Below are 14,861 nucleotides of genomic sequence, written 5' to 3'. Positions count from 1 at the left end.
GGCCATTTGAATCCTCCTGGATTCTCGATTGATTGAGGGTTGCAGCCCCCCTTCGATATTCTACCCTTCTTGACTCGTAAATAACTAACTAGTTACATTATTGTCTGACGAATGCTCGTGGCGAATTGGGAGGTTCGAGTGAAGATATACGGGATGCAGCATGTAGGGTTCACGGTGCCGGACCTCGACGAGGCTGTTGGCTTTTTCGAGACAATCTTCGGAGCGGTGACGTGTCTTGAAACAGGCAAGGTGGAGGCTGACGACGCGTTCATGCTCCGGCGCCTCGGCGTTCCGGCGGGCCGGCGGATCGAGAACATCAAGGTTCTGAGGGTCGGGAGCGGCACGAACCTCGAGATATTCCAGTATTCCGGAGAGCCCGGGGGGCCGGAGCCGCTGAAGCGCAACAGCCAACCGGGCGGATTCCACATGGCCTTCGAGGTCGACGACTGCGAACGCGCGGCAGAACGGCTGCGTGCCGCCGGCGTCGACGTACTGGAAGGGCCGACCCTTGTCGAAAGCGGCGCGATGGCCGGGCTTACCTGGCTCTATCTGAAAGCTCCCTGGGGTCAATTTTTGGAGATCGTCAGCATGCCGGGGCCGCTCGGATACGAAAGCGCCGGCGGTCCAAGGCAGTGGTCGCCCGTCAGCGGCAGCTGAATTCCGGGTCGTAGTCGCGGCATCTCGCCCGCGGCCAAATTCAAAGCAACGACATGCAACCATTGGCCCAAAGCCGGAAAGGAGAGCCATGCCTCAAGAAATCCTGATAAGCGCAAAGCAGACATTTGTGCTCGGCAACTATGAAGACGGTGCGCTGCTGCCCGGACAGATCCGTGGACGAACGCTCTGTACCCTGATCAGTCAGGGCACGGAGCTTGGCTGGGCCAACGGTGACGTGTTCCCCATCCGGCCGGGCTATGCGGCGGTATTCGAGGTGACCGAGACCGGAGAGGAGGTCGATGGCGTCAGCGTCGGTGACCGGCGCTTTGCAATGGGGCAGCACCGTGCCACGCAGACCCACGATGTCCGATATACCCTGGCGTTGCCCGATGGATTGTCCCCGGATCGCGCGGTTCTCGCCCGCTTGATGGGGGTGTCGATGACGAGCCTGATGACAACGAAAGCGCGTCCGGGTGACCGTGTGGTCATTTCGGGGACCGGGCCGGTCGGCTTCCTGGCTGCACATCTCTTTGCGATCGGTGGCTATCGCGTGACGGTGGTCGATCCGGACCCGGTAAGGCGCGCTCAGATCGCGCGGAGTGGAATTGTGGATTGTCGGGCGTCTATAGGTGACGCATCGGATCTTGTCGGAAAAGTCGCCCTCGTCGTCGATTGCTCAGGCCATGAGGGTGCCATCATCGACGCTTGCCTTCTTGTTCGCAAGCTTGGCGAAGTCGTCATGGTCGGCGTTCCCTGGAGGCGCGCAACCGAAATCTCGGCGCACGAGCTCATGCAGGCGGTCTTCTTCAACCTGGTGACGCTACGCTCAGGCTGGGAATGGGAGGTCCCGATCCTTGGCCGCGACTTCGTTTGGGAAGAACTGCTCGAAGGGTACAACAATGCGCCGCACAGCATCTTCGGCGGCTTCTCGCGCGCGCTGGAATGGCTTTCCGAAGGACTGATCGAGGTTGAAGGCTTGATCCGCCACGTGACGCCCAATGATCCGGCGTCGCTCTATTCGGATATTGCGCGTCGCGCGATCGAAGAACCCTTCATCGTTATCGATTGGACTTAGGCGCCGGGCTGACATCGCCCGGTTATCGTTCATGTATGTGCCTGGCGCGACGCGCTAGGCACATACCAGTCGCATGATGGTGTCGACGTTGAATTGCAGGCGTTCGTCGATCGCTTCCTTGGCCATGAGGTCGCGTTCGAAAATGATCGATCCGGTGAAACGGTTGGTCAGGTAGTAATAGCCGATCGCGGCAATGGTGATGTTGAGCTGTACGGGATCGACTCCCGGTCGAAAAACCCCCTGCGAAGCACCACGCTCGAGAATGTCGCCGACCATGTTGACGAACTTGCGGCTGGCGGCCTTGATGACCTCGGACTTCTTCAAATGCTTGGCGCGATGAAGGTTCTCGCTGTTGACCAGCGTGATGAACTCCGGGTTCTTCAGGTAATATTCCCAGGTGAATTGGACGAGCTTGGCAAGGGCCGCCTTCGGTTCCAGGTCGTCGAGCTTGAGTTTTTGTTCAGCCGTACGGATGTCGATATAGGCATCTTCGAGAACGGTCTGGAACAGCCGCTCCTTGCTCTCGAAATAGTGGTAGATCATCCGCTTGTTGGCGTTGGCCTTCTCGGCGATCACGTCAACCCGCGCGCCTCCCAAGCCGTTCTTCGCAAACTCTTTCTTGGCCGCTTCCAGAATGCGCGCCTTCGTTGCCTCGGCGTCCCGGATGCGCGGCTTTCGGGCTGATTTTTCCGTGTCTTCGTTCGTGATGCTCAAAGCCCTTCCTCCGTCGCCCTCGCGCATGCTGCGCCGCCAGTCATACACGCCACAAAGCTGATCCGTCAAAGCGGTTTCGTCAGATCGGCCGGCGCCTGCGCCTATTAAAAGCACTTGACTCGGGGTTTTGTAAAGAAGTAACTAGTTAGTGCGTTAAGTGGGATTGACGAGGCCGGAGGAGGCCAAGGCGACAAGCGTTCGCCGCCACCTGCGAACCCGCTTTTTCAACCCGTGTGGGACGGGGAACGCTCACCGTGGATATGGGAGGATTGGCATGTCGACCTTTATTAAGGATTTTATCGAGCGCGAGACGGTCAGCCGTCGCAACTTCTTGTTTGCCGCTGCAGCCGGCGTTGGCGCGATGGCCGTGCCGATGGCGTTCGGTCGTGGCGCGGCGCAGGCTGCGTTGTCGGATCCGGCGATTGCCTGGAGCTATCGCGACAGGGCGTCTGCCTACTGGAATTCGGTCGTTTCCGGTGGTGAGGCTTTCGTCGAATCACTCGGCAAACCGAAAAGCGCGCTCGTCAGCCTCATCAACGAGGGGTCGACGGAAAAGTCGCTCGCCGACATCAAGGCGTTTCTTGCCAAGAACAACGGCAACTGCGCGATCGCCTGCGATGCCAATGACAGCCCCAACGCAAGGCCTGTTGTCGAGGCAGTTCAGGCGGCCGGCGCCTACATCTCAACGATCTGGAACAAGACCGACGACCTGCATCCTTGGGATTTCGGCGACAACTACGTTTCCCATATGACCTGGTCGGATGAGAAGCCCGCTGAACAGACCGCGCGCATCCTGTTTGAGGCGATGGGCGGCCAAGGTGGCGTGGTTCACCTCGGCGGCATCGCCGCCAACAACCCGGCGGTTGAGCGCCTGAACGGTCTCAAGAACGCGCTCAAGGATTTCCCGAATATCGAGTTGCTCGATGCGCAGCCGGCCGACTGGGATACGCAGAAGGGCGCGGCCCTCATGGCGTCGTTCCTGACCCGCTACGGCGACAAGATCAAGGGCGTGCACTGCGCCAACGACAACATCGCCTATGGTGTCATCGAAGCGCTGCGCGCCGAGGGTATCGAGGACATGCCGATCGTTTCCTATGACGGCAATCCGGAGGCCGTGCAGATGGTAATGGACGGCAAGCTGCTCGCGACCGTCTTCACCAATCCGCACTGGGGAGGCGGCATCAGCGCAGCACTCGCCTATCACGCGGCGATCGGCAGCTTCAAGCCGTCCGAAGAGCCGAAGGAACACCGCGAGTTCTATGGCCCTACGATCCTGGTCACGGCCAAGGACGCGGCGGAGTTCAAGGCGAAGTATCTCGACTCCGTTCCGACCTACGACTGGAAGGACTTCTGGGGGCCGTCCAACGGTCAGATCCAGTACTGAGTTTCGACCAGCTGGGCGGCAGCCTCTATGCCGCCGCCCCGTTCCCCTTGTGACTTTCCAAAAGAGGGGTGTCTGACGTGACACGTCGCCTATCGCGCGAAACCTTGATCAAATGGGCGCCGCTTCTGGTGCTGATTGCACTGGTGATCTTTTTCACTGCGCTCAACCCGACTTTCTTTTCCTCGCGGAACTTCGCCCGTATCGCGATTGCGGCGGCTCCGGCGCTCATGGTTGCCGTCGGCGTCACCTTCATTATCGTCATGGGATCGATCGACCTCTCTATGGAAGGAACGGTCTCCCTTACGGCCGTCACCTTTGCATTCATCTTTGCCTATTTCGGCGGCTCGCTCGCCCCTTCCGGCTGGGTCGCCATTCCGCTCGTTCTCCTTCTCGGTGGCCTGATCGGACTGCTCAACGGGCTGGTCCATGTGAAGCTCAAGATACCGTCCTTCATGGCGAGCCTTGCCATGGGCTTCGTCGGCACGGGGGCCGCGATCCTGCTCACCGGTGGAGACATCGTGAAGGTGAGCGATGCGACCTTTCGTGGGCTTTTGACCGTGCGCTGGCTCGGCTTCCCGTTGATGGTCTACGTCGCTGCCTTCTTCCTTGTCGTCGCCTGGTTCATCCAGACCCACACGACGCTTGGCCGCAACTTCTACGCCGTTGGCGGAGGTGAGGATCTCGCGCATGCCTCGGGTCTCAACGTCACTCGCGTCCGGGTCACCGGCTTCGCGCTTGCCGGCGTCTTCTATGCCATCGCGGCGATCCTCGTTGTCGCCCGTATCGGCCAGGCGGAATCGGTGACCGGAGCGAATTTCATGTTCGTCTCAATCACCTCGGTCGTTGTCGGTGGCGTGGCGCTCTGGGGCGGTATCGGCGGTGTCTGGAATGCCCTTGTCGGCGTTCTGATCGTGAACGTCATCGACAACGGCATGGTCGTTATCGGCCTGCCTGACTTCATCCAGGACGGCATGCTCGGCCTGCTGGTCATCCTTGCCGTCGTGCTTTCGACCGACCGCAAGATGCTTTCCTTCGTCAAGTGAGGCACGCCATGTACGAGCTCAAGGCTGTCGACAAGAAATTCCCCGGCGTACACGCGCTGAAGGCCATCGACTTCCACATCAAGCGCGGCGAGATCGTTGGGCTTGTGGGGGAGAATGGCGCCGGCAAATCCACCCTGATGAAGGTGATCTACGGCGCCTACCAGCCCGATGGCGGCAAGGTCCTCATCAACGGAACGCCCGTTCGCTTCGCCAATCCGCGCCAGGCGATGGAGAAAGGCATCGGGATGGTGTTCCAGGAACAGTCCCTGATCCCGAACCTCACCGTCATGGAGAACATCTTCCTCGGCTACGAACGACAGTTTACCCGCTTCGGTGTCGTCGATTGGAAGGCCATGGCGAAAGCCGCAAACCGTCAGCTCGCCAAGGTGAAACTCGATATCGACCCGGCGATGGTGACATCGAAGCTCTCCTTTGCCCAACGTCAACTCGTCGAGCTTGCCAAGGTGCTGACGCTCGAGGAGCGCGTGGAGGGCGATCTCGTCATCCTGCTCGACGAACCGACCTCGGTTCTGTCAAAGGAAGAGGTGCAACTGCTTTTCAAGCTCGTCCGAGAACTGGTGACACGGGCCTCCTTCATCTTCGTCTCGCATCGCATGGACGAGGTGATGGAGCTTTCCGACCGCATCTACGTGATGAAGGATGGCGAGGTCGTGGATGTCGTCGACCGGGGCGCTGCCCCGGCCGAGGCTATCCAGCACAAGATGGTCGGCCGCAACGTCGACAAGCAATATTACCGCGAGCACCTGCAAAAGCCGTTCAACGCCTCGAAGGTGCTCGTCGAAATGGACCGTGTGGGGCTTCCCGGCCGAATCCAGGACATCTCGCTCAAGCTGCATGCCGGCGAAGTGCTTTGTCTGGTTGGCACCGAGGGTTCCGGACGCGAGGCAATCCTCAGGACGATCTACGGCATGCTGACGCCGACCACGGGCCGCCTCAGCCTCAAGGGAGGCGATGCGACCGATCTTTCACCGCGGCAGTCGGTTTCTCGTGGCGTCGGCTATGTGCCCCGCGAGCGCAAGATCGAGGGCATTGTCGCCGGCATGAACGTCTACGAAAACATGACGCTTTCGCAGATGAAACACCGCTCGAAAGGTGGTGTGCTGCGCGTCGGCGAGGAGCGGGCACTTGCCCGCGAATGGATCAAGAAACTGTCGATCAAGGCCCATTCCGAGTTTGCGGATTGCGGCAATCTTTCAGGTGGCAACCAGCAGAAGGTGGTTCTGGCCAAGTGGCGTTCGGCCGGCTCCGACATCATGCTGCTCGACCATCCGACGCGCGGTCTCGACATCGGCGCCAAGGAAGATGTCTACGACATGATCCGCGCCATGAGTGCGGCGGGCGTCGGCATCGTGCTGGTCGCCGATACATTGGAAGAGGCAATCGGCCTTTCGCACACCATCATCGTCGTCAAGGACGGGCGCATCCAGAAGCAGTTCGCCTGCGAGCCGGGTTCCAAGCCCACGCCCTATGACCTTTTGCACTACATGATCTGAGGGACCAATGGATATTCAGCGCCTCAAACCGCACCTTCCCTGGATAACGCTCCTGGTGCTCGTCGCCATCGTCGGGATCACCGATCCCGGCTTCCTGCGACCCACGAACCTGCTCGGCATTGCCGGCGACATCGTGCCGCTGTTCATCATGGCGCTCGGTCTCACCTTCGCCATCTATATCGGCGGCATCGACCTGTCGGCCCAGTCGATGGCAAACATGGTGACGGTCATCGCCTCGGTTTACCTTGCCTCGTTCGGTGCCTGGGTTGCCGTGCTTTGCGTCGTTGCCGGCTTTCTCCTTGGCACGCTTTCTGGTTTCGTGACGACACGGCTCTTCGTGCCGTCCTTCATCTCCACGCTTGCGGTCGGCGGCGTTGCGTTCTCGGTTGCGCAATGGCTTTCGGGCCAACGCGCGCTCAACATGGACGCCACTCAGCGCAACGAGACCTTCGGCTGGATGATTAGCCATACCTGGGGCGTCCCCAATGAACTCCTGATTGCGGCCGGACTCGTTGCTCTCTGCCTCTTCATCGAGCGGCGCACGACGCTCGGCCGCGTTCTGAAGGCGGTCGGCGCCGGCGAGCTGGCCGCTGCCGCGTCAGGTCTCGATGTCGCGCGCTACAAGATCCTTGCATTCGCGATCTCCGGTGCACTTGCGTCCATTGCCGGCCTGCTCTTTGCGGTCAAGCTCTCCGGCGGCGCACCGACGATCGCCAATGGGTTCCTGTTGCCGGCAATCGTTGCCGTGCTGGTCGGTGGCACGCCTTTGACAGGCGGTGTCGGCGGCGTGATGAACACCGTCGTCGGCACCCTGATCGTCGCAGTCATCCGTTCTTCGATGCTTTATTTCGAGATCGACGCGACCCGGCAGCAGATCGTCTTCGGCGCCGTGTTGATCATCGCCATTGCACTGACGATCGATCGCGCCAAGCTGCGCACCGTGAAGTAGGAGAGTGGCGATGACGACCATGCGCGCCGCCGTGCTCACTGCCGCGAAACGCTTCGAGGTTCGGGAGGTCGCCATGCCGATCGTCGGACCGGACGATGTGCTCGTCCGGGTCGCGCGCACCGGCATCTGCGGTACGGATATCCATATCTTCAACGGCCATTATGCGGCCGATCGGCTTCCGCTCGTCCCAGGACACGAATTCTGCGGCACGATCGCCGAGCGTGGCGCCAACGTTCGACATCTTGCTGTCGGAGCGCGCGTGGTGGTCGATATCAACATCGGCTGCGGCAGCTGTTTCTGGTGCCGCCGCAACGAGGTTCTGAACTGCGCCGAGGTCACGCAGGTCGGCATCGGTCGGGACGGTGCCTTTGCCGAATATGTAGCGGTTCCGGCGCGACTGGCGATCCCGGCTGAGGCTGACATCGCCGATGCGGTGCTTGCGCTCACGGAGCCGGTTGCCTGCGTCGTTCGCGCGGCGCGCAAGGCGCAGGCGACGTTCGGCCAATCGGTCCTCATCTTCGGTGCCGGACCGATCGGAAACCTGCATGTGCAGATGATGCGGCTTGTCGGCGCTGCGCCGATCATTGTCGCCGACCTTTCGCCGGACCGTTGCCGCATGGCGATCGAGGCCGGGGCGGATGCGGCGGTGTCGGATCCAACCGAACTGAAGGCCGTGGTTCACAAGATGACTGGTGGACGCGGGGCCGATCTTGTGATCGAGAGCGTCGGCAACCGGAAGCTCTACGAACAGGCTTTCGATCTCGCGCGCCGCGGCGGCCACGTCGCCTTTTTCGGCATCACCCCGCCCGGCGAGACCGTAGCGCTCGACAGCCTGCGGACGGTGTTGGAAGAAGGGAGCCTCAAAGGTTCTGTTGCCGGGATGGGCGAGGATATGCACGACGCACTCACGCTTCTGTCGCATGGCCGGTTCCGCACGCAGGAGTTCACCAAGGCAAGCTATCCGCTGGAGGCCATTCAGGAAGCCTTCGAGACGATCGGCGAGCGGCCGCAACACCTGAAGACCCAGATCGCCATCGCGGCGTAAATTATCGAAGTGGAGGTACCAGATGGACCAGACGAACACGTTTCTTGCTCCCCCGTCCGCAGCGCGCAGCTTCGGGTTCTTCGTCGACGGGCAGTGGAAAGAAGGGACCGACCACTTCGAACGCAGATCGCCGGGCCATGGTACGCCGGTCACGCGCACCGTTCGCTGCACGGTCGATGATCTGAACGCGGCGGTGGCTGCGGCGCGCATTGCGTTCGAGGATCGCCGCTGGTCCGGGATTTCCGGTGCAGCGCGCGCCGGCGTGCTCTTGCGCGTCGCCGAAATCCTGCGTCGCCGCCGGGACGAGATCGCCTATTGGGAGACGCTCGAAAACGGCAAGCCGATCTCGCAGGCGCGCGGCGAGATCGATCATTGCATTGCCTGCTTCGAGGTCGGCGCAGGTGCCGCACGCCTCCTGCACGGCGACAGCTTCAATTCGCTCGGTGACGACCTGTTCGGCATGGTGCTGCGCGAGCCGATCGGCGTCATCGGCCTGATCACACCCTGGAATTTCCCGTTCCTGATCCTGTGCGAGCGCGTGCCTTTCATTCTGGCGTCCGGTTGCACCATGGTGGTGAAGCCGTCCGAAGTCACCTCCGTGACCACGCTGCTTCTGGCCGAGGTTCTGGCCGAAGCGGGCCTGCCTGCGGGCGTCTATAACGTTGTCACCGGTTCCGGCCGCTCGATCGGGCAGGCGCTGGCCGAACACCCTGACGTCGACATGCTTTCCTTCACGGGATCGACGGCCGTGGGGCGCTCCTGCGTCCACGCTGCCGCCGACAGCAACTTCAAGAAACTGGGCCTCGAGCTCGGTGGCAAAAATCCGATCATCGTCTTTGCCGATTCCGACCTTGAGGACGCCGCTGACGGCGCCGCCTTCGGCATCAGCTTCAACACCGGACAATGCTGCGTTTCCTCGTCGCGCCTGATCGTCGAGCGCTCTGTTGCGGCGGAGTTCGAGAAACTGCTTGTCGAGAAGATGAAAAAGATCCGGGTCGGCGATCCCTTGGACGAAGGCACCCAGGTCGGCGCCATCACCACCGAGGCCCAGAACGCCACGATCCTGGACTATATTGCCAAGGGCAAGACGGCCGGCGCCAGGCTCCTCACTGGCGGCGAAACGATTGATCTTGGCCACGGCCAGTACATCGCGCCGACGCTTTTCTCCTGCGTTTCCCGCGACATGGCGATTGCGCGCGACGAGATTTTCGGCCCGGTTCTGTGCTCCATGCATTTCGACACGGTCGAGGAAGCCATCCAGCTCGCCAACGACACCGTCTATGGCCTGGCGGCGAGCGTGTGGACGAAGAACATCGACAAGGCGCTGACCGTGACAAGGAAAGTGCGTGCCGGTCGCTTCTGGGTCAACACGATCATGGCGGGTGGTCCTGAAATGCCGCTCGGTGGTTTCAAGCAGTCCGGCTGGGGCCGCGAGGCTGGCATGTACGGAGTGGAGGAGTACACACAGGTGAAGTCCGTTCACGTCGAGATCGGCAAGCGTTCGCATTGGATCGCATGATGTCGCAAGGCTATGATTATGTGATCGTCGGAGGAGGATCCTCCGGTTGCGTATTGGCGGCGCGGCTCTCTGAAAATCCGTCGGCGCGCGTCTGCCTCATCGAGGCCGGCGGGCGCGACAGCCATCCGCTGATCCACATGCCCGTCGGCTTCGCCAAGATGACCTCCGGCCCTTTGACCTGGGGGCTGAAAACGGCGCCGCAGAAACACGCCAACAACCGCGAAATCCTCTATGCCCAGGCAAAGGTGCTCGGTGGCGGCTCCTCGATCAATGCCGAGGTGTTCACGCGTGGGCATCCTGGTGATTACGACCGCTGGGTCGAGGAGGGTGCCGAAGGCTGGGGCTTCAAGGACATTCAGAAGTACTTCCTGCGTTCCGAGGGCAATTCGATCCTCTCGGGTACGTGGCACGGAACAGATGGCCCGCTCGCTGTGTCGAACATTCCCGAGCCGCAGCGCATGACGCGCGCCTTCGTGCAAAGCTGCCAGGAACTCGGCATACCCTACAATCCTGATTTCAACGGTCCGGTCCAGGAAGGTTCTGGCGTTTACCAGACAACAACGCGGAACAACCGTCGTTGCTCTGCGGCGGTCGGCTACCTGAGGCCGGCCCTGAAGCGCAAGAACCTCACGGTCATCACCGGGGCGCTCGTGCTGCGCGTCGTCTTCGAAGGGCGACGTGCCGTCGGCGTCGACTATCAGGTCGATGGCAAGCGGATGACCGCGCGTGCCGATAGCGAGGTGCTCTTGACCTCGGGTGCGATCGGCACGCCGAAGCTGATGATGCTTTCAGGCGTCGGTCCCGCCGCGGCGCTTCGCAGCCACGGCATCGACGTGATCCAAGATCTGGCTGGCGTCGGCGAAAACCTGCAGGACCATTTCGGCGTCGATATCGTCGCGGAGTTGAAGGATCACGACAGCCTCGACAAGTACAACAGGCTGCATTGGTCGATCTGGGCGGGCCTTCAATATACGCTGTTCAACTCCGGCCCCATCACCTCCAACGTGGTTGAGGGCGGGGCATTCTGGTACGGCGACACGACGAGCCCCTATCCGGACCTGCAGTTCCATTTCCTCGCAGGCGCCGGCGCGGAAGCCGGCGTGCCTAGCGTGCCCAAGGGTTCCTCCGGCATTACGCTCAATTCCTACACGCTACGCCCGAAGTCACGTGGCACGGTGACCCTGCGCTCGGCAGATCCGCACGACCTTCCGATCATCGATCCGAACTTCCTCGCCGATCCCGAAGACGTGAAGATCTCGGTCGAAGGCGTGAAGATCAGTCAGGAGATCTTCGCCCAGCCTTCGCTGCAGAAATACATCAAGGTCAGGCACTTCCCGGGCCGGGATGTCCGCACGGACGCGGATTACGTCGCCTATACCCGCCAGTATGGCCGTACCTCCTATCATCCGACCTGCACCTGCAAGATGGGCCGTGATGAGATGTCTGTGGTCGATCCGCAACTGCGTGTGCACGGGCTTGATGGCATCCGCATCTGCGACAGTTCCACCATGCCGAGCCTTGTCGGGTCCAACACCAATGCGGCAACGATCATGATCGGGGAAAAGGCCGCAGACATGATCCGCGGCAATGCCTGATCAGAGTGGCCGATAGTGAAAAAAAGGGCGGCTTGTGGGCCGCCCTTTTCATATCAGTCCCATTCAGGAACCCAGGGAAGTTGTCCTGGTTTGATGATGCGGTAACCGGTGGCGGTCAGCGCGTCGATTCTTTGCATGTCGATCGACGAGAGGGTGAAATCCATGATCTCGAAGTTCGCACGGATGTTTTCCGGCTTGGTGGACATGGTATTGAGCGGAACGCCTTTCTGGATAATCCAGCGCAGCGCCACCTGCGCCGCGGACTTGCCGTAGGTCTCGCCGATCTTGGAAAAAAGGCCGTGCTTGAAGATCTCGCCACGGGCGATCGACGCGTAGGATGTGATCGGGATTCCCGTTTCGGCGGCGGCTGCGAGCAGTTTCTCCTGGTTGACAAGCGGGTGGAATTCCACCTGGTTGGTCACGAGCGGAACGTCGATGACGGACCGTGCCTCCTGCATCATGGCCGCCGTGTAGTTCGATACGCCGATAGACTTTGTCAGCCCTCTTTCCAGTGCGGATCGAAGCATCAGGAGTGAGGGGGCGATCTCTCCGTTGGCCGGCGGCCAGTGCAAAAGAAGAACGTCGACGCAATCGGTCTTCAGGGCTCGAAGGCTCGCCTCGACCGAGGGGAGAAACGTCTCGTCCGTGTAGTTGTCCGGATGCACCTTCGTGGTGATGCAAAGCTCAGAACGTGGAACACCGCATGCGGCCAGCGCATCGCCCGTGTCAGTCTCGTTGCCATACATCTGCGCCGTGTCGAATGCCCGATAGCCGACGTCGATAGCGGCCTCGATCGCCCCTCGCAGTTCGTTCCCCTTCAGCGGATACGTGCCAAAGCCGCGCTGAAAGCTCTTCTGGAAGTAGATGTTCATGCCTCCCCCTTGGTCGATTGCCGCGCTGGCGTCGAATACCGGTCATTCGAAAATCGCGCCGGCCGGCTTGTCTTGTCGCGAATTAACATATAACTAGTTAGTTACTTCAGGCAATGAAAAACGGAGGAATTGGCGATGAAGAAGGTGAAGAGCGCGCAGGAGGCGGTGCGGCTCATCAAGGATGGCTCGGTCGTCGCCGTGAACTCTTCCTCGGGTCTTTGCTGCCCCGATGCCGTGTTGAAAGCGCTCGGGGAACGCTTCGACGGCGAAGGCCATCCGCGCGGCCTCACCTCCATTCATCCGATCGCCGCCGGCGACTTCTTCGGGACGCGCGGTGTCGATCACATCGCAAAGCCCGGAATGCTGGTGAAGATCATCGGCGGCTCCTATCCCTCCGGGCCGAGCAATGCCGAGCCGCCGCTCATCTGGCAGATGATCCTGAAGGAGGAACTCGCCGCGTTTAACGTGCCTTCCGGCATCGTCTTCGACATGTTGCGCGAGGGCGCTGCCAAGCGTCCGGGCGTGTTGACGAAGGTGGGGATGGAGACCTTCGTCGATCCCGAGCAGGATGGCTGCGCGATGAATGACCGGGCGCGGGCCGAGCCGATTGTCAAGCGCGTGTCGTTTGAGGGCGAGGACTGGCTGCATTTCCCGGCCATCCGCCCCGATGTGGCGATCATTCGGGCAACAACCGCCGATGAGAAGGGCAACCTGACCTTCGAACAGGAGGGTGCGACGCTCGGCGCGATGGAAATGGCGCTGGCCGCTCGCAATTCTGGCGGTCTTGTGATCGCTCAGGTCAAGCGCGTGGCGGCCAGTGGCACCCTTCGCCCCCACGATGTGCGCGTGCCCGGCATCCTCGTCGACATCATCGTCGAGGCGCCGGATCAATTGCAGACGACGGCAACGCCCTACGACCCAGCGATCTCAGGCGAGCTGTTCCGGCCGCTCGAGACGTTTCGCACGCCGGCGCTCGACGTCGGCAAGGTCATCGCTCGCCGCGTGGCGCAGGAGCTTGAGGATGGCTGGGCAGTCAATATCGGCTTCGGCATTTCCGCGAACGTGCCGCGCATCCTCATCGAGGAAGGGCATCACGGGAAGGTCACCTGGGTGATTGAGCAGGGGGCAGTCGGCGGTGTTCCGCTGCTCGACTTCAAGTTCGGCTGTGCATCCAATGCCGAGGCCTTCGTCGCTTCGCCCCACCAGTTCTGCTACTTTCAGGCGGGCGGATTTGATTGCTCGTTGCTGTCCTTCCTGGAAATCGACGCCGAGGGCTCGGTCAATGTCAGCCGTCTTGCGGCCACTCCGCACCGCACGGCCGGCGCCGGCGGCTTCGTCGACATCACCTCCCGCGCGAAGAAGATCGTCTTCTCCGGCAACTTCAATGCCGGCGCGAAGATGCGCGTCGAGGATGGCCGGCTGGTGATCGACAAGGAGGGCCGCATCGCCAAGTTCGTGCCCAAGGTGGACCAGGTGAGCTTCTCCGGCAAACGCGCCTGCGCACAAGGACAGGACATCAGCTACGTCACGGAGCGCTGCGTCATTCGCCTCGACAGCGAAGGGCTCGTTGTCACCGAAATCGCTCCGGGTCTCGACCTTCAACGGGACGTGCTTGATCAGGCGGCAACGCCCCTTCGGGTTTCAAAGACGCTGAAGCGGATGGACAGCACCCTGTTTCGCCCCGAAGCCATGGGGCTTACGCTGTGAGCGACCCGCGGATTGACCTTGTCATCACTGATCGCGTCGCGCGGCTGACGCTCCGTCGCCCGGAAAAGCTGAACGCGATCGATGCGGACATGGTGGAGGCGCTCTCGCAGGCCTGCCGAGCCATCGAGCGTTCGACTGCGCGCGTCGCGATTCTGTCGGGCGAAGGCGAAAGATCCTTTTGTGCCGGCGGCGACATCGATGCGTGGAGAAGTCTCGACGCCGACATGTTCTCCCGTCGATGGCTGCGTGATGGCCACGATGCCTTCGATGCGCTGGCGCGGCTTTCCGTGCCGCTGATCGCCGTCTTGAACGGCCATGCGCTCGGCGGCGGATTGGAGCTCGCAGCCTGTGCCGACCTGCGCATCGCCGAGGCGCATGTGAAGATCGGCCAGCCAGAACCGGGTCTGGGCATCATCCCCGGCTGGTCCGGCACGCAACGCGCCTCGCGCCGGTTCGGAACACAGCTGGTGCGACGCATGGCGCTTTTCGGCGAGGTCTACGGCGCCGAGGAGGCACTGTCACTCGGGCTCGTCGACAGGGTGGTGGCAAGAGGCGAGGGGCTTGCTTCTGCACAAGCCGATGCCGCCCGTGTGCTGCAACGTTCGCCGCGCGCGACGGAACTCACCAAAATGCTGATCAATGCCGCCGAGGGTGAGGAAAGTGAGCGGGTTTTGGACGCCTTCGCGGGCGCTGTCGCGGCGGCGTCGAGTGATCTGACGGAAGGCTTGGCGGCCTATCGCCAGAAGCGTTCGCCCCAGTTCAACCGATAGCTCGGCGCCGTACTCCG

Annotated in this window: 13 protein-coding genes; 11 read left to right on the top strand and 2 right to left on the bottom strand. The window is 61.6% G+C overall.

The genetic code is table 11. The annotated features are described in order from the left end of the window. The first annotated feature begins 153 nt into the window (after positions 1–153). Positions 154–657: a VOC family protein gene (locus PWG15_RS27970; RefSeq protein ID WP_275024766.1), complete on the top strand. Its 504-nt coding sequence runs from the start codon at positions 154–156 to the stop codon at positions 655–657. Positions 658–745: 88 nt separating this feature from the next. After that, positions 746–1,732, top strand: coding sequence for a zinc-binding dehydrogenase (locus tag PWG15_RS27965; protein ID WP_275024765.1), 987 nt, complete (start codon positions 746–748; stop codon positions 1,730–1,732). Between the two features lie 54 nt (positions 1,733–1,786). On the opposite strand, the gene PWG15_RS27960 is transcribed toward PWG15_RS27965, so the two are convergent. Beyond that, on the bottom strand, positions 1,787–2,473 hold the full coding sequence (locus PWG15_RS27960; RefSeq protein ID WP_425536773.1) for a TetR/AcrR family transcriptional regulator: 687 nt from the start codon (positions 2,471–2,473) through the stop codon (positions 1,787–1,789). 247 nt (positions 2,474–2,720) lie between these two features. Here PWG15_RS27960 and PWG15_RS27955 point away from each other — a divergent pair, with 247 nt between their 5' ends. The 7 genes from PWG15_RS27955 to PWG15_RS27925 all read left to right on the top strand — a co-directional run bounded on the left by PWG15_RS27955 (position 2,721) and on the right by PWG15_RS27925 (position 11,495). Next, positions 2,721–3,830: a sugar ABC transporter substrate-binding protein gene (locus tag PWG15_RS27955; RefSeq protein ID WP_275024763.1), complete on the top strand. Its 1,110-nt coding sequence runs from the start codon at positions 2,721–2,723 to the stop codon at positions 3,828–3,830. A gap of 77 nt (positions 3,831–3,907) precedes the next feature. Next, positions 3,908–4,873: an ABC transporter permease gene (locus PWG15_RS27950; RefSeq protein WP_275024762.1), complete on the top strand. Its 966-nt coding sequence runs from the start codon at positions 3,908–3,910 to the stop codon at positions 4,871–4,873. Between the two features lie 8 nt (positions 4,874–4,881). After that, positions 4,882–6,387 carry a sugar ABC transporter ATP-binding protein gene (locus PWG15_RS27945; RefSeq protein WP_275024761.1) on the top strand — a complete coding sequence of 502 codons (1,506 nt, stop codon included), beginning with the start codon at positions 4,882–4,884 and terminating at the stop codon, positions 6,385–6,387. A 7-nt stretch (positions 6,388–6,394) separates the two neighbouring features. Beyond that, entirely contained in the window at positions 6,395–7,336 is a 942-nt protein-coding gene (locus tag PWG15_RS27940; protein WP_275024760.1) for an ABC transporter permease, read from the top strand. 10 nt (positions 7,337–7,346) lie between these two features. Next, the gene (locus tag PWG15_RS27935; RefSeq protein WP_275024759.1) at positions 7,347–8,381 is read left to right on the top strand and encodes a zinc-dependent alcohol dehydrogenase; all 1,035 of its coding nucleotides are present in this window, start codon (positions 7,347–7,349) and stop codon (positions 8,379–8,381) included. Positions 8,382–8,403: 22 nt separating this feature from the next. Beyond that, positions 8,404–9,900 carry an aldehyde dehydrogenase family protein gene (locus PWG15_RS27930; RefSeq protein WP_275024758.1) on the top strand — a complete coding sequence of 499 codons (1,497 nt, stop codon included), beginning with the start codon at positions 8,404–8,406 and terminating at the stop codon, positions 9,898–9,900. Continuing rightward, positions 9,900–11,495, top strand: coding sequence for a GMC family oxidoreductase (locus PWG15_RS27925; protein WP_275024757.1), 1,596 nt, complete (start codon positions 9,900–9,902; stop codon positions 11,493–11,495). Before PWG15_RS27930 ends, PWG15_RS27925 begins: the two co-directional genes overlap by 1 nt. 53 nt (positions 11,496–11,548) lie before the next feature. On the opposite strand, the gene PWG15_RS27920 is transcribed toward PWG15_RS27925, so the two are convergent. Further along, positions 11,549–12,367, bottom strand: coding sequence for an aldo/keto reductase (locus tag PWG15_RS27920; RefSeq protein ID WP_275024756.1), 819 nt, complete (start codon positions 12,365–12,367; stop codon positions 11,549–11,551). Between the two features lie 135 nt (positions 12,368–12,502). On the opposite strand from PWG15_RS27920, the gene PWG15_RS27915 reads away from it, so the two are divergent. Together PWG15_RS27915 and PWG15_RS27910 are read left to right on the top strand one after the other, a co-directional pair. Further along, positions 12,503–14,074 (top strand): acyl CoA:acetate/3-ketoacid CoA transferase, encoded by a 1,572-nt coding sequence (locus PWG15_RS27915; RefSeq protein ID WP_275024755.1) that lies wholly within the window; start codon positions 12,503–12,505, stop codon positions 14,072–14,074. Then, positions 14,071–14,844 (top strand): enoyl-CoA hydratase/isomerase family protein, encoded by a 774-nt coding sequence (locus tag PWG15_RS27910; protein ID WP_275024754.1) that lies wholly within the window; start codon positions 14,071–14,073, stop codon positions 14,842–14,844. The genes PWG15_RS27915 and PWG15_RS27910 overlap by 4 nt, the downstream gene beginning before the upstream one ends. Positions 14,845–14,861 lie beyond the last annotated feature (17 nt).

It is taken from the genome of Ensifer adhaerens (genome assembly GCF_028993555.1).
Taxonomy (GTDB): domain Bacteria; phylum Pseudomonadota; class Alphaproteobacteria; order Rhizobiales; family Rhizobiaceae; genus Ensifer; species Ensifer adhaerens_I.
The sequence above is the reverse complement of the archived record's forward strand: the minus strand, read 5'-3'. Positions and strand labels throughout refer to the sequence as shown.